19 protein-coding genes are annotated in these 17831 nt (G+C 70.4%); 7 read left to right on the plus strand and 12 right to left on the minus strand.

Going from position 1 to position 17831, the window contains the following annotated elements; genetic code table 11:
• Nucleotides 1–50 precede the first annotated feature (50 nt).
• The 7 genes from ACP4E5_RS03520 to ACP4E5_RS03550 all read right to left on the minus strand — a co-directional run bounded on the left by ACP4E5_RS03520 (nucleotide 51) and on the right by ACP4E5_RS03550 (nucleotide 7429).
• Nucleotides 51–812, minus strand: coding sequence for an SDR family oxidoreductase (locus ACP4E5_RS03520; RefSeq protein WP_425825211.1), 762 nt, complete (start codon nucleotides 810–812; stop codon nucleotides 51–53).
• Nucleotides 809–2029 carry an acyl-CoA dehydrogenase family protein gene (locus tag ACP4E5_RS03525; RefSeq protein WP_425825212.1) on the minus strand — a complete coding sequence of 407 codons (1221 nt, stop codon included), beginning with the start codon at nucleotides 2027–2029 and terminating at the stop codon, nucleotides 809–811. The genes ACP4E5_RS03520 and ACP4E5_RS03525 overlap by 4 nt, the downstream gene beginning before the upstream one ends.
• A gap of 32 nt (nucleotides 2030–2061) precedes the next feature.
• On the minus strand, nucleotides 2062–2691 hold the full coding sequence (locus tag ACP4E5_RS03530) for an HAD family hydrolase (protein WP_425825213.1): 630 nt from the start codon (nucleotides 2689–2691) through the stop codon (nucleotides 2062–2064).
• Complete coding sequence (locus ACP4E5_RS03535; protein ID WP_425825214.1) at nucleotides 2688–3500, minus strand: SDR family oxidoreductase; 813 nt, start codon at nucleotides 3498–3500, stop codon at nucleotides 2688–2690. The genes ACP4E5_RS03530 and ACP4E5_RS03535 overlap by 4 nt, the downstream gene beginning before the upstream one ends.
• A 104-nt stretch (nucleotides 3501–3604) precedes the next feature.
• The gene (locus tag ACP4E5_RS03540) at nucleotides 3605–5110 is read right to left on the minus strand and encodes a long-chain-fatty-acid--CoA ligase (RefSeq protein WP_425825215.1); all 1506 of its coding nucleotides are present in this window, start codon (nucleotides 5108–5110) and stop codon (nucleotides 3605–3607) included.
• 109 nt (nucleotides 5111–5219) lie between these two features.
• Complete coding sequence (locus tag ACP4E5_RS03545) at nucleotides 5220–6023, minus strand: enoyl-CoA hydratase-related protein (RefSeq protein WP_425825216.1); 804 nt, start codon at nucleotides 6021–6023, stop codon at nucleotides 5220–5222.
• Nucleotides 6020–7429, minus strand: coding sequence for an MFS transporter (locus ACP4E5_RS03550; RefSeq protein ID WP_425825217.1), 1410 nt, complete (start codon nucleotides 7427–7429; stop codon nucleotides 6020–6022). Before ACP4E5_RS03550 ends, ACP4E5_RS03545 begins: the two co-directional genes overlap by 4 nt.
• Nucleotides 7430–7589: 160 nt before the next feature.
• Between ACP4E5_RS03550 and ACP4E5_RS03555 the strand changes: the two genes are divergently transcribed.
• Both ACP4E5_RS03555 and ACP4E5_RS03560 read left to right on the plus strand, forming a co-directional pair.
• Nucleotides 7590–8540, plus strand: coding sequence for an alpha/beta fold hydrolase (locus ACP4E5_RS03555; RefSeq protein ID WP_425825218.1), 951 nt, complete (start codon nucleotides 7590–7592; stop codon nucleotides 8538–8540).
• A 33-nt stretch (nucleotides 8541–8573) separates the two neighbouring features.
• A complete protein-coding gene (locus ACP4E5_RS03560) occupies nucleotides 8574–9266 on the plus strand; it encodes a TetR/AcrR family transcriptional regulator (protein ID WP_425825219.1) in 693 nt (230 codons plus the stop codon).
• Here ACP4E5_RS03560 and ACP4E5_RS03565 read toward each other — a convergent pair.
• A complete protein-coding gene (locus ACP4E5_RS03565) occupies nucleotides 9251–9826 on the minus strand; it encodes a PadR family transcriptional regulator (protein WP_425825220.1) in 576 nt (191 codons plus the stop codon). The genes ACP4E5_RS03560 and ACP4E5_RS03565 overlap by 16 nt on opposite strands.
• 99 nt (nucleotides 9827–9925) lie before the next feature.
• Here ACP4E5_RS03565 and ACP4E5_RS03570 point away from each other — a divergent pair, with 99 nt between their 5' ends.
• The 3 genes from ACP4E5_RS03570 to ACP4E5_RS03580 all read left to right on the plus strand — a co-directional run bounded on the left by ACP4E5_RS03570 (nucleotide 9926) and on the right by ACP4E5_RS03580 (nucleotide 13372).
• Nucleotides 9926–10324, plus strand: a complete 399-nt coding sequence (locus ACP4E5_RS03570) for a nuclear transport factor 2 family protein (RefSeq protein ID WP_425825221.1) — start codon at nucleotides 9926–9928, stop codon at nucleotides 10322–10324.
• Between the two features lie 152 nt (nucleotides 10325–10476).
• Complete coding sequence (locus tag ACP4E5_RS03575) at nucleotides 10477–12822, plus strand: molybdopterin cofactor-binding domain-containing protein (RefSeq protein WP_425825222.1); 2346 nt, start codon at nucleotides 10477–10479, stop codon at nucleotides 12820–12822.
• 73 nt (nucleotides 12823–12895) lie between these two features.
• Complete coding sequence (locus tag ACP4E5_RS03580) at nucleotides 12896–13372, plus strand: (2Fe-2S)-binding protein (RefSeq protein WP_425825223.1); 477 nt, start codon at nucleotides 12896–12898, stop codon at nucleotides 13370–13372.
• A gap of 40 nt (nucleotides 13373–13412) precedes the next feature.
• On the opposite strand, the gene ACP4E5_RS03585 is transcribed toward ACP4E5_RS03580, so the two are convergent.
• Complete coding sequence (locus ACP4E5_RS03585) at nucleotides 13413–13844, minus strand: Zn-ribbon domain-containing OB-fold protein (RefSeq protein WP_425825224.1); 432 nt, start codon at nucleotides 13842–13844, stop codon at nucleotides 13413–13415.
• Nucleotides 13845–13978: 134 nt separating this feature from the next.
• Nucleotides 13979–14698, minus strand: coding sequence for a TetR family transcriptional regulator (locus tag ACP4E5_RS03590; protein ID WP_425825225.1), 720 nt, complete (start codon nucleotides 14696–14698; stop codon nucleotides 13979–13981).
• Between the two features lie 127 nt (nucleotides 14699–14825).
• Between ACP4E5_RS03590 and ACP4E5_RS03595 the strand changes: the two genes are divergently transcribed.
• Entirely contained in the window at nucleotides 14826–15623 is a 798-nt protein-coding gene (locus ACP4E5_RS03595) for an electron transfer flavoprotein subunit beta/FixA family protein (protein WP_425825226.1), read from the plus strand.
• A gap of 41 nt (nucleotides 15624–15664) precedes the next feature.
• Nucleotides 15665–16627 (plus strand): electron transfer flavoprotein subunit alpha/FixB family protein, encoded by a 963-nt coding sequence (locus tag ACP4E5_RS03600; protein ID WP_425825227.1) that lies wholly within the window; start codon nucleotides 15665–15667, stop codon nucleotides 16625–16627.
• 33 nt (nucleotides 16628–16660) lie between these two features.
• On the opposite strand, the gene ACP4E5_RS03605 is transcribed toward ACP4E5_RS03600, so the two are convergent.
• Nucleotides 16661–17287 (minus strand): hypothetical protein, encoded by a 627-nt coding sequence (locus ACP4E5_RS03605; protein ID WP_425825228.1) that lies wholly within the window; start codon nucleotides 17285–17287, stop codon nucleotides 16661–16663.
• Between the two features lie 94 nt (nucleotides 17288–17381).
• A complete protein-coding gene (locus tag ACP4E5_RS03610; protein WP_425825229.1) occupies nucleotides 17382–17831 on the minus strand; it encodes a cyclic nucleotide-binding domain-containing protein in 450 nt (149 codons plus the stop codon).

A 17831-nucleotide genomic window follows, 5' to 3' on the forward strand; every position in this document is an offset into this window, starting at 1 on the left:
CCATCCTCGCGCACGCTTCACCTGGAGGACCACCCCCATCCATCACGCCGTTACAGCGGTCCCGAGCCGACGAGTTGGCCACCGTCCACGACGAGGGTCTCCCCGGTGATCCAGCGGGCGCCCTCACCGGCGAGGAAGGCGACGGCCTCGCCGATGTCCTCGGGTTCGCCGATCCGGCCGAGCGGTGTCGCGCCCGCGACCACCTCTTCCTTGTCCTGCCAGAGCGCTTCGGCGAGGCGGGTGCGGACGATGCCGGGGGCGATCGCGTTCACCCGTACCTTGGGGCCGAGTTCGAGGGCGAGGTGCTTGGTGAGGTGGATGAGGGCGGCCTTCGAGACGTGGTAGATGCCGACGTCCTTGGCGACCGAAAGTCCCCCGATCGAGGCCGTGTTGACGACCGAGCCGCCGTGTTCACCCATCCAGGCGTTCACCGCGAGCGACGTCCACAGGATCGGCGCCCACAGGTTGACGTCCATCGTCTTGGTGAAGCGCGCGTGGTCCTGGTCGACGATCGGCCCGTACGCCGGGTTCGTACCGGCGTTGTTGACGAGGATGTCGAGGCGGCCGTACGTCTCCACGACGTGCTCGACGCAGGCGCGCGCGGCGACCTCGTCGGTGGCGTGCGCCCCGAATCCCTCGACGCCGTCGCCGAGTTGGCGCGCCGCTTCCTTGGCGCGGTCCTCGTCGCGGGAGGTGACGACGACGCGGGCGCCGCGGTCGCGCAGGGCGCCGGCGGCCGCGAGGCCGATGCCTCGCGACGCGCCGGTGACGAGCGCGACCCGTCCGTGCAAAGAGGCCTCCGGAGAGGTCACTTCTCACCCCGTTCCTTGTCCCGGCGACGCAGCTCGCGCCGGGCGATGGTCCGCTTGTGCACCTCGTCGGGGCCGTCGGCCAGGCGCAGCGTGCGCAGGTGCGCGTACATGCTGGCGAGCGGGAAGTCGTCGGAGACGCCGCCACCGCCGTGCACCTGGATGGCACGGTCGACGATCTTGAGCGCGACGTTCGGCGCGGCGACCTTGATCGCGGCGATCTCGGTGCGCGCCTCCTTGTTGCCGACGGTGTCCATAAGGTACGCGGCCTTGAGCGTGAGCAGCCGCGCCATGTCGATCTCGATGCGGGCCTCGGCGATCCAGTCCTGGATGTTGCCGCGGTCGGCGACCGGGGAGCCGAAGGTCGTCCGGGCCTGGGCGCGGTCGATCATCAGGTCGAGGGCGCGCTCGGCCATGCCGATGGCGCGCATGCAGTGGTGGATGCGGCCGGGGCCGAGCCGGGCCTGGCTGATCATGAAGCCGTCGCCCTCGCCGGAGAGCAGGGCGGTGGCCGGGACCCGTACGTTCTCGAACAGGACCTCGGCGTGGCCCTCGCGGTCCTGGTAGCCGAAGACGGGCAGTCCGCGCACGATGGTGACACCGGGGGTGTCGATCGGCACGACCATCATCGACTGCTGGCGGAAGGCGGGCCCGTCGGGGTCCGTCTTGCCCATGACGATGAGGACCTTGCAGTTGGGGTGCAGGGCGTTGGACGTCCACCACTTGCGGCCGTTGAGCACGTAGTCGTCGCCGTCGCGCTCCATCCGCATCTGGATGTTGCTGGCGTCCGAACTGGCCACGGCGGGCTCGGTCATGGCGAACGCGGAGGCGATCTCACCGTTGAGGAGCGGCTTGAGCCACTTCTCCTTGTGCTCCTCGGTCCCGAAGAGGGTGAGGACCTCCATGTTGCCGGTGTCCGGCGCGTTGCAGTTCGTGGCCTCGGGGGCCAGGCCCGCGCTGCGGCCCATGATCTCGGCGAGCGGCGCGTACTCGAGGTTGGTGAGTCCGGGGCCCCACTCGGGGTGCGGGTGGAAGAGGTTCCACAGTCCGCGCTTCTTCGCCTCGGTCTTCAGCTCCTCGATGACCGGCGGGTGGAAGTGCGGGTCGCCGGACTCGGCCATCTGCGCGGCGTAGACCGCCTCGGCGGGGTAGATGTGCTCGTCCATGAAGGCGAGCAGCTTGTCCTGGTATTCCTTGCCCCTGGCGGACTGTTCGTACACGAGTGGTTCCTCCCAAGTATTTACGTACGGTGTCACACGCGGCTGGACCGGCCCAGCAGGCGGTCGAGTTCTGCGGCGGTCGTGGCGGCGTCGCGGTGGACGACGCCGGCGATGCCGATGCGGGCCGCGGACGTGATGTTCTGTTCCAGGTCGTCGACCATGACGGTCTGTTCGGGTGCGACGCCGAGGCGTTCGCAGGCGATGGCGTAGGCGCGCCGCGAGGGTTTGCGGACGCCGATCTCGCCGGAGATGGTGACGGCGTCGAACAGCGCGGGCAGGTCGAAGCCCGCGTAGCAGTCGTCGCCGAGGGAGTTGGAGAGCAGGCCGACGCGGTGTCCGTCGGCGCGCAGCTTGGCGACAAGCGCGACCATGTCCGGGTCGGGGCGCAGGCCCGCCTGCATGCGGGTGACGAGACCGGGTGCCTCGACGTCGGCGCCGTGGGCGCGAAGCCGCGCCGCGAAGCCCTCCTCGAAGGCGCGCTGCCCGATGAGTCCCTTCTCGTGCTCGACGAGCAGGGTGCTACTCTCCTTGTCGTGCGTCAGCAGGCGCAGCAACAGGCCGGGCTCACCGGTGAGTTCGCGCCCCAGCTCCTCGAAGGCGTCGATGAGGCTCGTGGTGAGGACACCGCCGAAGTCGAAGAGGACGGCGCTGCGCGCGGTCATCGCACGGACTTCTGGTAGCGGCGCATGCCGCGCAGCCAGCGGTCGTAATCGCTGCCCTTGTGGCGGTAGAAGTCGAGCACCTGCGGGTGCGGCAGCACGAGGAAGCGCTCGTCCCCGACGGCCGCCACCACCTCGTCGGCGACGTCGAGCGGCTTGAGCAGGTTCCCGGCGTCGAGGACGGCGCGGGCCGCGGCCTGCTCGGTGGGGTCGGAGGAGCGGGTGCCCGCCATGAGCAGCTCGGTCTCGACGCCCTGCGGGCACAGGCAGCTCACGCGCACCCCCTCGTCCCCGTACGTGACCGAGAGCCATTCGGAGAAGGCGACGGCGGCGTGCTTGCTGACGGAGTACGTCGCCGAGCCGATCTGCGTGAGCAGGCCCGCGGCCGACGCGGTGGAGAAGAAGTAGCCCTCACCTCGCTCCACCCAGCCCGGCACGAGGAGCTTCGCCGCGCGCACATGCGCCATCACGTTGATGTCGAGGGCGCGGCTCCACTCCTCCTCGCTCGATTCGAGGCCCGCTCCGCCGCCGATCCCGGCGTTGGCGAAGTAGAGGTCGACGGGCCCGAAGCCCTCCTCGGCCGCCGCGATGAGGCCGCGCAGGTGCTCGGTGTCACCCGCGTCCCCCGCCCGGCCCGCGACGCGCTTCCCGTGGCTCTCGGCGAGCCGCCGCACGGTCGCGTCCAGGCGGTCCGCGTCGAGGTCGGTGAGCAGCACACCTCGGGCGCCGGCCTCGAGGAGGCGCTGGGCGACGGCGGCGCCGATGCCTCCCGCGGCTCCGGTCACGATCGCGACCTTGTCGTTGATCAACATCCCGCTGTCCGCTCCTTCGCTTCCTTCGTCCCACCCGGTGCGTGACACTCACCGTACTTGAATCCGACGTCAAGTTCTAGAGATTCCCGGACAGCTCGGAGAGGTCACACCTGGCCACCCGTGACAGTGGCGGGGTCGATGGCGCGCTTGAGGATCTTTCCGGTGGCTCCCTTCGGCAACTCGTCGACCACGGCGAGCAGATGGGGCACCTTGTACGCGGACAGCCGCTCCTTGGCCCAGGTCCGCAGCGCGTGGATGTCGAGCGCGGCGCCGGGGCGCAGGGCGACGACGGCCGCGACCTCTTCGCCGTAGTGCGGGTCGGGCACTCCGATGACGGCGGCCTCGACGATGTCGGGATGCTCGTACAGCACCTCCTCGACCTCGCGCGGGTACACGTTGTAGCCGCCGCGGATGACGAGGTCCTTCTTGCGGTCGACGATCCGCAGGTCACCTTCGGTGTCGAGGGAGCCGAGGTCGCCGGTGCGCAGCCACCCGTCGGCGTCGAGGGCCTCGCCGGTCGCGTCGGGCCGGTTCCAGTACCCCTTCATCACGACGGGGCCCTTGATGTGCACCTCGCCGACCTCCCCCGGCGGCAGCTCGGCGCCCTCGTCGTCGCGCACGGATACCTCGCAGCCCGGCAGCGCGCGCCCGACCGTCCCCGGCGTGGCCGGTTCGCCCGCGAGGTGGCAGGTCCCGGCGCCGGTGGTCTCGGTGAGGCCGTATCCCTCGACGATGGTGCACCCGAACCGTTCCTCGAAGGCCCGCATGACCTCGACGGGCAGGGAGGCCCCGCCGGAGGAGGCGAGACGCAGGCAGGCGAAGTCGGCCGCCGCGTCGTCGGTCGCCCGCAGCAGGGCGTTCCACATGGTCGGCACGCCCGCGATGAAGGTGGGCCGGTCGCGCCGGATGAGCGCGGTCATGGCGTCGGCGTCGAACCGTTCGAGCAGGGTGAGCGAGCCGCCCGCGCGCATCGTCGTCCCCATCACGCAGGCCTGCCCGAAAACGTGGAAGAGCGGAAGCCCGGTGACGGCGCGGTCCTCGCCGCCGATGGCGTGGATGTCGCAGAAGATCGCGGCGCACGAGTCGAGATTGCCGTGGGTGAGCTGAGCACCCTTGGGCCTGCCCGTGGTGCCGGAGGTGTAGAGGATCGCGGCGGTGTCGTGGGGGTCGACGGGAAGCGGCTCGGGCACGGCGGAGGCGGGCGCGACGCCGGCCAGCCCCTCCTCCAACTCCCGGAACGGTACGCCGAGTTCATCGGCCGCACGCCGCGCCGCCGGGGCGAGCGCGCTCCACGCCAGAACGAGCCGTACGTCGGCGTCCCGCGCCATGTACGTCAACTCGCGCTCGGTGGCCATGGTGTTCGCGGTGACCGCGATGGCGCCCGCGGCGAGGACCCCGTAGTACGCCATGGCGAACTCGGGCACGGACGGCGCGACGAGCAGCACCCGGTCACCGGGCCCGACGTCGTGCGCGTCAAGCAACTCCCGTACGGATGCGGCTCGTTCGCAGAGCTGACCGTACGTCCATGCGCCCGCCCCGGCCCCGCGCAGCGCGACGCGGTCCGGGGCGGAGGCGGCATGGGACCAGACGGATACGGAGGCGTTGGACATGCGAACCTTTCCGAGTATCGTTCCCGGCGATCAAGCCCCGCCGGCGTTTGAGGCGCGGGGTCCGGGGCAGAGCCCCGAGACCGCAACACCGGGTGACCGCAACGTTCCGTCAGGCCGACCCGAGCGACCGAAACCCCGGCTCCCGCCCCTCCATATAGCTGCGCACACCCTCCGCCGCGTCGGGGCGCCCGAACGACTCCTCCATCAACGCCTCCGCCCGCCGCGCCGCAACGTCGAAGTCCGTGTCGAACGCCTCGCTGAGCTGCTGCTTCATCACGCTCATCGACGTCGGTGACGACCAGGTCGCCAGCTCCGTGGCGTAGGCGACCGCCTCGTCGAGCAGCCCCTCCCGCTCGACGACCCGGTTCACGAGCCCCATCTCGTACGCCTCCGTGCCGCGCACGACCCGCCCCGACAGCAGCAGGTCCGCGGCCCGCGCGGGCCCCACGAGCCGCGGCAGCAACCACGCCACCCCGTACTCGGCGATCAGCCCCCGCCGGGCGAACGACGTCGTGAACTTCGCGTCGGGCGTACTGAACCGCACATCGAAGTACAGCGCCTCGACGAACCCGAGCCCCGCCGCCGCCCCGTTGATCGCGCCGATCAGCGGCTTGCGCAGGCTCAGCGGGAACCAGCGGGGCCGCTCCCTCTTCGGCCGTTCCTCCCTCGACGCGTCGGCGGATCCGATCCGCGCCAGCTCCGCCATGTCGGCGCCCGCGCAGAATCCGCGGCCCGCCCCGGTCACGACGATCGCCCGCACCTCGGGGTCGGCCTCCGCCTCGTCGAGCAGCGCGAAGTAGCGGTCCTCCAGATCGTTGGTCCAGGCGTTGAGCCGCTCGGGACGGTTGAGTGTCACGACGGTCACCGCGCCGCGCCGCTCGGCGTACGCCAGGTCCTGGTCGGTCGTCGTCACGATCGCACTCCTTCCACTTCCACGGCGGCGGGCGCACCCGGCACCGCTGTCGGGTCCTCCCGCACCTCACGCGGGTTGGTCTCACGCAGCACCCAGGCGGCGCCGAACGTGAGCAGGCCCATCACCGCGACGAACACGGACACCCAGGTGGTGCCGCCGGTGCCGCCGATGATCGCGGTCATGATGAGCGGGGTGCCGCCGCTGATGGTCAGGGCGGCGATCTGGTAGGCGAGCGAGGCACCGGAGTAGCGCACCCGCGGTTCGAAGAGTTCGCCGATGTAGGCGGCGAGCGGCCCGTAGGTGAGGGACTGGCCGAACCCGCCGATCAGGACGGCGACGCCGAGCCACAGCAGTGAGCCGGTGTTGACCAGCCAGAAGTAGGGGAACGCCCACAGCGCGATGATGGCCGCCCCGACGAGCACGGCGGGCCGCCGGCCGACCCGGTCGGACAGCCACCCCGCCCACAGCACGAACAGGGCGCCGACCGCGGTCACCGGGAGCGCGACCAGGAGGATGGAGTCCTCGTCGAGGCCGAGGTGCTCGGAGGCGTAGCTGATGACGCCCGCGATGCTGATGTAGAAGAGGCAGTTGGTGCCGGCGAGGAGTCCCGCGGCGAGCAGCACGGTGCGCCACCTTGAGCGGATCACCTCGACGACGGGCGCCCGCGCCACCTTCTCCTTCTCGCTCTTCGCGGCGGCCTGCTCGGCCATGCGCCGGAACTCGGGCGAGTCCTCCACCTTGTTCTGCACGTACATCACGACGGGCAGCAGCACGGCGCTCACCAGGAACGGGATGCGCCACCCCCAGCTCATGAACGCCTCGTCCGAGGTGACCGCGCTCGCCAGCAGGAAGACTCCGTTGCCGAGGAACACCCCGAGCGAGACACCCATCTGCCCGAAGGTGCCGGCGTACCCCTTGCGTTTGGGTGACGCGGACTCGGTGAGCAGCAGCGCGATGCCGCCCCACTGGGCGCCGCAGGCGAGGCCCTGCACGAAGCGGAGCAGCACCAGGAGCAGCGGTGCCGCGGCGCCGAGGACCCCCGCGCCCGGCAGGCAGCCGATCAGGAAGGTGCAGGCGCCCATCAGCGCCATGGAGATGACGACCATCGCCTTGCGGCCGCGCCGGTCGCCGAGGTGACCCGCGACGACACCGCCGATCGGCCGGGCGACGAAGCCCGCCCAGAAGGTGCTGAACGAGAGCAGGGTGCCGGTCAGTGCCGACGAGTCGGGGAAGAAGACGTGCGGGAAGACCAGCGCGGCGGCCGTCCCGTAGAGAAAGAAGTCGTACCACTCGATGGAACTGCCGATGAGTCCCGCTGCGAGCAGCTTGCCGGACGCGCGCGCCGGAGGTGTCTCGGCGGCTGCCTCCTCGGCGCCTTTTCGGGGCTGTGCGGTGGGCGGATTCACGTGCGGGGCTCCTCCGTCGTCCGAACATGTCACGACCGCTGCGGCCCTGCGGCCGCCCCCTGTATATTTGAACCCAACGTCAACTTCAATACCTTGAACACGCCCTTGAACAGGGACTGTTCAAGTTGTCACCCGGTGCCGAGATCGAGGAGTCGCCCCCATGAGTGTCCCCGCAGCCGTGACCGAGTGGAAGCGCGTGACCTCGCGGCAGGTGGAGGTGAACGGGATCTCGCTGCGCGTCTTCGAGCACGGTCCGGCGGATGGCGACCAGCACGACAAGCCCCTGGTGGTGCTCTGCCACGGCTTTCCGGAGCTGGCCTTCTCGTGGCGACACCAGGTGCTCGCGCTCGGCGCGGCGGGGTACCGGGTGCTCGCCCCCGACATGCGCGGCTTCGGCGGGAGTTCACGGCCCGCGGACCCGGACGCGTACGACACGCTCACCGTCTGCGCGGACCTCGTCGGGCTGCTCGACGCCGTGGGCGCGGACGACGCGGTGTTCGTGGGGCACGACTGGGGTGCGCAGGTGGTGTGGCAGCTGGCCCTGGCGCACCCGCAGCGGGTGCGGGGCGTGGTGGGGATGAGTGTGCCGGCGGCGCCGCGCTCCCCCGTGGCGCCGCTGCCCGTGATGCGCCGGCGGCTCGGCGACGCGTTCTACATGGTGTGGTTCCAGGAGCCGGGCGCCGCCGACCGCGCCCTCGCGCAGAACGTGCGCAGGACGCTCGTGACGCGGGAGATCTGGTCGGCCGAGTGGGCGGAGCGCCCGGACGAGAACTTCCCGCCGGCGCCGTGGCTGAGCGAGGAGGAACTCGCCTACTACGTCGAGGAGTTCGAGCGCACCGGGTTCACGGGCGGCCTCAACTACTACCGGAACATGGACCGCACCTGGGAACTGACGGAGCACCTCGCCGGACGCACCATCGACTGCCCTTCGCTGTTCGTCACCGGATCCGCCGACCCGGTGGCACGGTTCATGCCCGCCGACCGGCTGGAGGAGGTGCTGACCGATCTTCGCGGGAGCGTCGTGCTCGACGGGGCGGGGCACTGGATCCAGCAGGAGCGGGCCGGTGCCGTCAGCGCCGCTCTCCTGGAGTTCCTCGCGGATGTCGGCTGATACGATCCGCAGCCACCAGCCGCGGAAATGCTGGTGACACGAGCGAAGGGACCCGCGTTGGCTGCTCAGGCCCCGGCCGCAGACGGCGGACAGAAGCAACCCATCACACCGCGCAGCGCCCGCGGCGTCCGCACGCGCAACGCGCTGGTCGTCGCCGCCCGTGAGGTGTTCGAGCGCGACGGGTATCTCGACGCCCGGATCACGGACATCTCCAAGGCCGCGCACGTCGCGTCCGGCTCGTTCTACACGTACTTCAACAGCAAGGAAGAGGTCTTCCAGGCGCTCGTCGCGCAGGTGCAGGAGGAGATGCTCCACCCGCATCTGCGCGAGCGCACCGGCATCACCGATCCGCGCGAGATGATCGACGCGTCGAACCGCGAATACCTGCGCGCCTACAAGAAGAACGCCCGTCTGATGGCGCTCTTCGAGCAGGTCGCCCAGGTCGACGAGACGTTCAAGCAACTCCGCATCGAGCGGGGCAACGCGTTCGCACGCCGCAACGCCAAGCTGATCCGGTCCCTCCAGGACTCCGGCGCGGCCGACCCGGCCCTCGACCCGCTGGTGACCGCGCACGCCCTGTCGGTCATGGTGAGCCGCATGGCGTACCTGGTGTTCGTCCTCGGGCAGCGCATCCCGTACGAGAAGCTGGTGACGACGCTCAACAAGATCTGGGAGAACGGGCTTCAGCTGAAGGAGCCCGAAGCCCCCGGTCAGCGCGAGGGCTGAGCGGCGCGGGCGGCGCGCCGCTCCAGGATCTTCAGGACGCGCCGCCCCCAGCGCAGGTTCTCCTCCTCGAAGGAGATGCCGCGCAGCAGCGTCAGATACGGGCCGACGCGCTCCCCGTCGGCGAGGAAGTCCTCCTCGTCCAGCTCGCCGAGCAGATGCCGCCGCACCCGCTCGTAGCGGGCGAGTTTCCCGCGCGCCCAGTCCATGCGCTCCTCGATGTGCGCGCGGACGGCGTCGAGTTCACCGACGTCGACGGCCTGCACCTTGACCATGAGTTCGTCGCGCAGCGCGAGCGGTTTGGGCTGCCGCTGTGTGAACGCGGCCAGGTCGGCGCGGCCGGCCTTGGACAGCGTGAACATCCGCTTGTTCGGCCTGCGCTCCTGCGGCACGACGCGCGCGTCGATCAGACCGTCGGCGGTCAGCCGGTCCAGCTCGCGGTAGAGCTGCTGGGGCGTCGCCGCCCAGAAGTTCGACACCGACACGTCGAAGATCTTCGCCAGGTCGTATCCGGATGCCTCGCCTTCCAGCAGCGCGGACAGGACGGCGTACTTGAGCGACATGTGGACACAATACAGCGATGCGATTACTGTCACCCGCACCTATTCAACTCGTTGTCTATGAATCCTGTGGGCGCGCAGCCCAGGATCGAGGAGGCACGCATGCACCCCTTCCGTGCAGCCGTGGAGAAGGACGATCTCGACGCGGTCGAGGCCATGCTGGCCGAGGACGTGGTCTTCACCAGCCCGGTCGTCTTCAAGCCCTACCCGGGCAAGGCGATCACCGCGGCGATCCTGCGCGCCGTCACCCGCGTCTTCGAGGACTTCCGCTACGTGCGGGAGATCGGCGACGCCGACGGACGTGATCACGCGCTCGTCTTCGAGGCGCGGGTCGGCGACCGTAAGATCACCGGCGCCGACTTCCTGCACTTCGACGAGGACGGCCTCATCGACGACTTCATGGTGATGGTGCGTCCGCTGTCCGCAGCGCAGGCGCTGGCCGAGGCGATGGGCGCCCAGTTCGACCGGATCGCCGAGGAGGCGGCCGGGACCGCCGACTGAGGCGCGCAGGCGCGGCAAGTGTGACGGTCCTGTGGACCAGCGGCGAGGAACGCGCCGTGTCCATGTCGGGCGCGCGTGCGGCGTGTCAGGCTCCGCGGTGGTGCCGGGCCGATCCCGCCCGAGCGCCCGCCCGCGTTCCGGAGGACCGCCCCATGGCCGAGCAGAGTCGCTCACCGCAATCCGACGAACCGTCGACGTCCGTCGCACCGGGCCGGCGCAGAGTGCTCGCCTATCTGCTGGCCGCGCCGACGCTCGCGGTGGGCGCCCGGTTCGCCCTGGACGCCGCGGAACCGGCCGCGGCCGAGGCGGCGGTGCCCTCGCCCGCGCAGCCGGAGGAGCTCTTCGACCTCGGTGACATGCAGAACCTCGCGGCGGCACCGACCGCGGGCCTGATCACCGTGCGCGTCCACGAGGACGGCACCGCTTCGTTCGCGGTCCCGCGGGCCGAGGTCGGGCAGGGCATGACCACCGCCGTGGCGATGATGATCGCGGAGGAGTTGGACCTGCCGCTCGACGCGGTGCGGGTATCCCTGGCCGACGCCCGCCCCGAGTTGCTGATGAACCAGCTCACCGGCGGCTCCAACTCGATGCGCAGCATCTACCGCCCCGTACGCACCGCGGCCGCCCTCGCCCGACAGCGGCTGGTCTCCACGGCGGCGCGACAGTGGGGCGTCGCTGCCTCCGAACTCACCACGCACGAGGGCGTCGTGTCGTACGGCACCGGTTCCTCGGCGAAGCGCGCCGCGTACGGCTCCCTCGCGAAGGCGGCGGCGAGCGAACAGTCAGTACAGGTGGCGGCGGCACCGTTGAAGGAGCGGTCCGAGTTCAAGGTGCTCGGCACACCACGGAACCGCGTCGACGCGCTGGAGGCCGTCACCGGGCGCAAGAAGTTCGGCATGGACCACCAGGTGCCCGACGCCAAGCCCACCATGATGTGCAGGCCGCCGACGCTCGGCGGCACCGTACGGTCCGTGCGCAACGCGGACACGGTGCGGCGGATGCCCGGCATCACGGACGTGGCCGCGCTGAAGCACGGCGTCGCGGTGCGCGGCGAGACGTTCGGCCAATGCAACGACGCCCTACGGGAGTTGGACGTCGACTGGGGCCCCGGCGACGTCGACGGCGAGTCCGACGATTCGGTGGAACGCAAGCTCAAGGCGGCCACTCCCCCGATGATCGTGCCACCGGTCCTGGCGAAGAAGCTCGACGCCGAGTTCACCTTCGCGTTCGCCAGCAACAGCCCGCTGGAGCCGGACAACGCGATCGCCGATGTGCGCGACGGGCGGGCCGAGATCTGGTCGAGCCTGAAGGTCCCGATCGTCGCCCAGCGCGACATCGCGATGCGGCTCGGCCTGCCGCAGCACGCGGTGACGGTGCATGTCGTGGAGGGCGGCGGCTCGTTCGGACGGCATCTGTTCCACGACGTCGCGGCCGAGGCGGCGGAGATCTCGCAGAAGATGGGCAAGCCGGTCAAGCTGTCCTGGTCGCGCACCGACAGCTTCCGTCACGGCCGCGCGCACCCGATGTCCGTCTCGCGCGTGCGCGCCACGTACACAGGAAAGGAAGTCCTCAGCTACGAGCAGCGGCACGCCAGTTCGCAGACGGACTTCGGGCACGGGCTCGGCGAGATGATCACGTCGACGGCCGCGAAGCTGCCCGTCGCCGGCAACCTCACCTTCGCCGAGACCATCTTCACCCTCACGCAGGCCACCCCGTACGACTTCGGTGTCACCACGCAGCTGCTCAGCGAGGTGCCGCTCAAGTTCGCGACGGGCAGCATGCGCAACATCTACTCGCCGAACGTGGCGTGCGCGCGCGAGCTGATGGTGGACCAGCTGGCGCGAAAGATGGACCGGGACCCGGTGGAGTTCCGGCGCTCGTTCCTCAAGGACGAGCGGCTGCACGCGGTCCTGGACAAGGCGGTCGCGGAGGGTGACTGGGGCCGCTCGCTGCCCGACGGGGTGGCGCAGGGAATCGCCCTGCACACCGAGTACCGGGGCGCCGTCGCGGTACTCGTGGAGATCGACTGCCGGCCGGAGACCGTCGGCCGCAAGGTCAGGGACGGCGTGACGGGGCCGCGGGTCACCAAAGCGCTGATCGTGGTGGACGCCGGGTTCGCGATCAACCCACGGGGTCTCGGCGCACAGATGATGGGCTGCTTCAACGACGGACTCGCCATGGCCCTCACCTCCAGCCTGCACATCGAGGACGGCCTTCCGCTGGAGGGCAGCTGGGACAACTACTTCTACACGCGGCAGTGGAACACCCCGCCCGAACTCCGGGTCATCGTGATGCCGAACACCGGCGAAAAGCCTTCTGGAGCCGGGGAGTTGGGCGTCGCTCCGTCCTTCGCCGCCGTCGCGTGCGCCTACGCGCGGGCGACCGGCACGCTGCCGACACGGTTCCCCATCGACCACGCGGAGCTCGCGTTCGAGCCGCTGCCGCGCGAGCCGTCGACACCGCAGTCACCGACGGACGGACTCGACCGCGCGTACTGAACCGCGCCCCGCTTCCGGCCCATCGTTTCCGGCTTCCCGCTTCCCCTGACTACCGAGGAGACCTGTTACCCCCATGCCGAGCCACACTTTCACGCTGAACGGCGAGCGGATCACCGTCGAGGCCGAGGACGACGTGCGGCTGCTGTGGGTCCTGCGCGATCTGCTCGGTGTCACCGGACCCAAGTACGGCTGCGGCCTCGGCGTCTGCCAGGCCTGCACGTCACACATCAACGGCAAGGCGTTCAACCCGTGTTCGGTGCCGGTGTCGCAGATCGGCCCGGACGACGAGGTGACGACGATAGAGGGGCTGCCCGCCACGGTCGGCCGCGAGCTGCACCCCATGCAGGAGGCCTGGCTCGAACGGGACGTGGCACAGTGCGGCTACTGCCAGCCGGGCCAGATCATGGCCGCCGTCGCCACGGTGCGCAAGGTGCGGGACGAGGGCCGTGAGATCACGGAGGCGGACCTCGACGCGATCCGCAACGTGTGCCGCTGCGGCACGTACAACCGGATCCGCGAGGCGATCAAGTCGGGGGCGCGAGCCATGTGAAGCCCGCACACCCGGAGTCCGCGCAGGTCGTGACAGACCGTCAGCGCAGGTCGTAGTCGACGGTGAAGTCGTCCTCGAGCTCGAAGAGGACCTCACCGGAGTCGGCGGCCGCGTCGGCCACGGGGCGGACTGTGGCACCGAGCCACACCATGTGCGGCGCAGTCCCCACGATGCGGCAGGGCACGATGAAGTCCTCGGGGAAGCGGACGAGTGCCTCGTTGCGCGCGACTCCGGTGCCGCGGTGGACGACGCGGGACTGGACCACCACGCCGGGGCCCGCGCTGTGCTCGGTCTTCAGCTCGCTCGACGCGCAGACCGGACACAGCAGCCGCCGGAACGACGGGGTGCGACACCAGCGGCAGCGTTGATAGGGGAAGCCCGCGTCGGCCTCCGCGCCACCCGGGGCACTCCTGACGCCCTCGACACCGTTCGGCGCCATGACACCGATGCCGCTCGTGAACGTCCCTGACATCACTGACATCCTTCGGCCTCCCGCACTCGCCGGCGCGCGCCGGGCGGCGGTGCCTCGACGCCCCCTCAGCGTATGACACTCAGTGCCAGCCGGTAAAGACACTGAGTACCATCAAGTTGCTTCGGGCTCCGTTCTCAGCCGTCCCGCAGCGCCGACTCCACGCGCTGGATGACCCGCCACATCGGGGCCCCCTTGGTCGCCACCATGACGACGACGTCCTCCTCTTGGGGCTCGGGCGCGACCGCGCCTGCGGTTCTCTCTCCCCATGTCCGCCGTACGAGGCGCAGAGCGCGGTCCACCGCCTCCTCGGCGTCGCCCTCGCCGCCCCTGCGCAGCCAGGAGCGCAGGCCGTTGTTGTGCGCGGCGACGACGGACGCGGCCACCACCTCGGCGCGCAGCGAACCGTCGGCGGCATCGGCCCAGCGCTGTCGCAGGTACCCCGCGAGCGTGCGCTCGTAGCGCCGCACGACCGACAGCTCGTACGTCCGGAGCCCCGACACCTCACGCGTCAACTGGTAGCGCTGCACGGAGAATTCGGGGTTCGCGGCATACATTCGCAGCACCAGGCTGGCAGCGTCGCACACCACGTCGACGGCGTCGCTCCCGTCGCTCGCTGACTCCAGAAAGGCCGTCATGTCGGCGAGGCAGCTCTCGTGGTCCGGGAAGACCACGTCCTCCTTCGACGGGAAGTAGCGGAAGAACGACCGCCGCCCCACACCCGCCCGCGCCACGATGTCGTCCACGGTCGTCCGCTCGAAACCACGCTCCAGGAACAACTGGAACGCCGCCTCGGCCAGCACCTCCCGCATGGGTGCCTTCTTCTGTGACCCGTTGACCTCGCGCGCCTCGCTCATGCCGGGAACGTAACACCGCACCGGCACCCTTGGCACTAGGTACCTTTACAGAGGGAACTGAGTGCCATACGTTGGCGGCAGTAGTTGGACCAGTGCAGTAGGGCAGCAGGGCTGTGGAGGAGTCGGCGTGAGCTTGAGGATCGTTGTCACCGTGAAGTACGTGCCGGACGCCACGGGCGACCGGGGTTTCGCCGATGACCTGACCTTGGACCGTGACGATGTCGATGGTCTGCTGTCGGAGCTGGACGAGTATGCGGTGGAGCAGGCGCTGCAGATCTCGGAGAACTCCGAGGGCGAGGCTGACGACGTGGAGATCACCGTGTTGACGGTGGGTCCGGAGGACGCCAAGGACGCGCTGCGCAAGGCGCTGTCGATGGGTGCGGACAAGGCGATCCACGTGGAGGACGACGACCTGCACGGCACGGACGCGATCGGCACCTCGCTGGTGCTGGCGAAGGCGATCGAGAAGGCCGGCTTCGACCTGGTGGTCTCCGGTATGGCGTCCACGGACGGCACCGCGGGCATCGTGCCGGCGCTGGTCGCCGAGCGGCTGGGTGTGCCTCAGGTGACGCTGCTGTCGGAGGTCGCCGTCGAGGACGGTGTCGTCAAGGGCCGTCGTGACGGTGACACCGCGTCCGAGCAGCTCGAGGCGCAGCTCCCGGCCGTTGTCTCGGTGACGGACCAGTCCGGTGAGGCCCGCTACCCCTCGTTCAAGGGGATCATGGCGGCGAAGAAGAAGCCGGTCGAGGCGTGGGACCTGGACGACCTGGACATCGAGGCCGAGCAGGTGGGTCTGGAGGGTGCCTGGACGAAGGTGGCGTCCGCCGATGAGCGTCCGGCGCGGACCGCGGGCACGATCGTCAAGGACGAGGGCGAGGGCGGCAAGCAGCTCGCCGAGTTCCTCGCGGGCCAGAAGTTCATCTAGTCACCAAGTCGCTCACTCGTCACGGAAGTTGGAACATCCCCATGGCTGAAGTTCTGGTCTTTGTCGACCACGTGGACGGTGCCGTCCGCAAGCCCACCCTGGAGCTGCTGACGCTGGCCCGCCGGATCGGTGACCCGGTCGCCGTCGCGCTCGGCAACGGCGCCGGTGACACCGCCGCCGCGCTGGCCGAGCACGGTGCGGTGAAGGTGCTCACGCACGAGGCCGGCGAGTACGCCGACTACCTGGTCGTGCCGAAGGTCGACGCGCTGCAGGCCGCCTACGAGGCGGTCTCGCCGGCCGCGGTGCTGGTGCCGTCGTCCGCGGAGGGCAAGGAGATCGCCGCGCGTCTGGCGCTGCGGATCGGTTCCGGCATCATCACCGACGCCGTCGACCTGGAGGCCGGTGACGCGGGTCCGGTCGCCACGCAGTCGGTGTTCGCCGCCTCGTACACGACCAAGTCGACAGTGTCGAAGGGCACGCCGGTCATCACCGTCAAGCCCAACTCCGCCGCGGTGGAGCCGGCTCCGGCGGCCGGCACGGTCGAGGCGCTGACGGTGTCGTTCTCGGAGCAGGCGACGGGCACGAAGGTGACCTCGCGCACCGCCCGTGAGTCGTCGGGTCGTCCGGACCTGACGGAGGCCGCGATCGTGGTCTCCGGTGGCCGCGGTGTCAACGGTGCCGAGAACTTCTCGGTCATCGAGGCGCTCGCCGACTCCCTGGGTGCGGCCGTCGGCGCCTCGCGCGCCGCGGTCGACGCCGGTTGGTACCCGCACTCCAACCAGGTCGGCCAGACCGGCAAGTCCGTGTCGCCGCAGCTGTACATCGCTTCCGGTATCTCGGGCGCGATCCAGCACCGTGCGGGTATGCAGACCTCGAAGACGATCGTGGCGATCAACAAGGACGCCGAGGCGCCGATCTTCGACCTCGTCGACTACGGCGTCGTCGGCGACCTCTTCGACGTCGTTCCCGCCCTGACCGAAGAGGTCAAGACCCGCAAGGGATAAGCGAGTTCGAGACTGCCGCCGCGCCCGGGATCCTCACGCCTCCTGGGCGCGGCGGCGTGCGTAGTGCCCGGCCGCGACCAGCGCGCCGGCGATGAGCACCCCGCCCAGGGCCAGTTGCGCGACGCTCAGTGTGCCGAGCGAGCCGCCGTCCCCGGCGTTGACGCCGCCCAGTTCGGTGCCGCCCCGGCCCGACACGGTGAGCGTCTGCCGGACCTCGGTGCCGCTCTCGCAGGACACGGTGACCGGGAAGGTGCCGGACCTGGCGCCCGTCGGCACCTTGAACTGGCCCGTGACCGAGCCCTCCTGGGTCGCCGTCTGCAAGGGGAACTCGCCCGCGCCGAGGCTGTCGGCGTCCCCCGTCGCGGTCCGGTCCTCGCCGCAGGCGCTCGTACTCGCCGTGACGCTCGCGCCCGGCCCGGGGTCGGCGGGCACGAGCTCCAGCGTTCCCGACATGTCGGCCACCGGCGGGCTCTCGGTCCACGACGTGTCGGTGTCCCACGCGGAATCGTCGTCCGCGGCCAGGGCCGCCGGGCACATCAGGGCCCCGAAGGCGAGTGTGGCCGCGGCGACGGCGGCGGTCGGCCAGGACGCGGTGCGGCCCATGCGGATCCTCTCGGCGGGCCCGGCGAACGGACCACGGATGTGCGGGTACTCCGCCATCGATCCCACCGCGTGGACGCGCCCACCGCCTGTCGAGACGTCGAGTCGGGTGACGCGGCCGCCTCTGACGCCTCTCTGAAGCCGGGGGACGCGCCTAGATGTAGCCGTGCGTCCGATGCGCCTCGACCAGCTTGACCCTCGCCGACTCCAGCCGGTGCGCCATCACCTCGGCCACCCCGTGCAGCACCGCGACGCCGATCCTCGGTTCCTGCTCGCACAGCGTGCGTACGGTCGCGCCGTCGAACTCGTAGGCCCGCACCGGGCTGAACGCCTCCGCGCCGAAGTCCCATTCGTACGGTTCGAACAGCCAGGACCAGCCCAGCAGATCGCCCGGACCGAGCGGGTCGATGGGCAGCAGGGCGCGGTCGGAGACGCGGACGTCGAGGGTGACCATCCCGGTCCGGATGATCCAGAACCGGTCCGCCCGGTCCCCCTCCTCGAAGATCCGGGTGTCCTGGTCGAACGAGACCTCTTTGGCCAGGGGCATCAATCGGTCCCGGTCCGCGTGCGAGAGCCGGTTCAGGAGTCGTGTCTGGGCCGTCAT

The sequence above is a fragment of the Streptomyces fractus genome, from assembly GCF_049844455.1.
Classification (GTDB): Bacteria; Actinomycetota; Actinomycetes; order Streptomycetales; family Streptomycetaceae; genus Streptomyces; species Streptomyces fractus.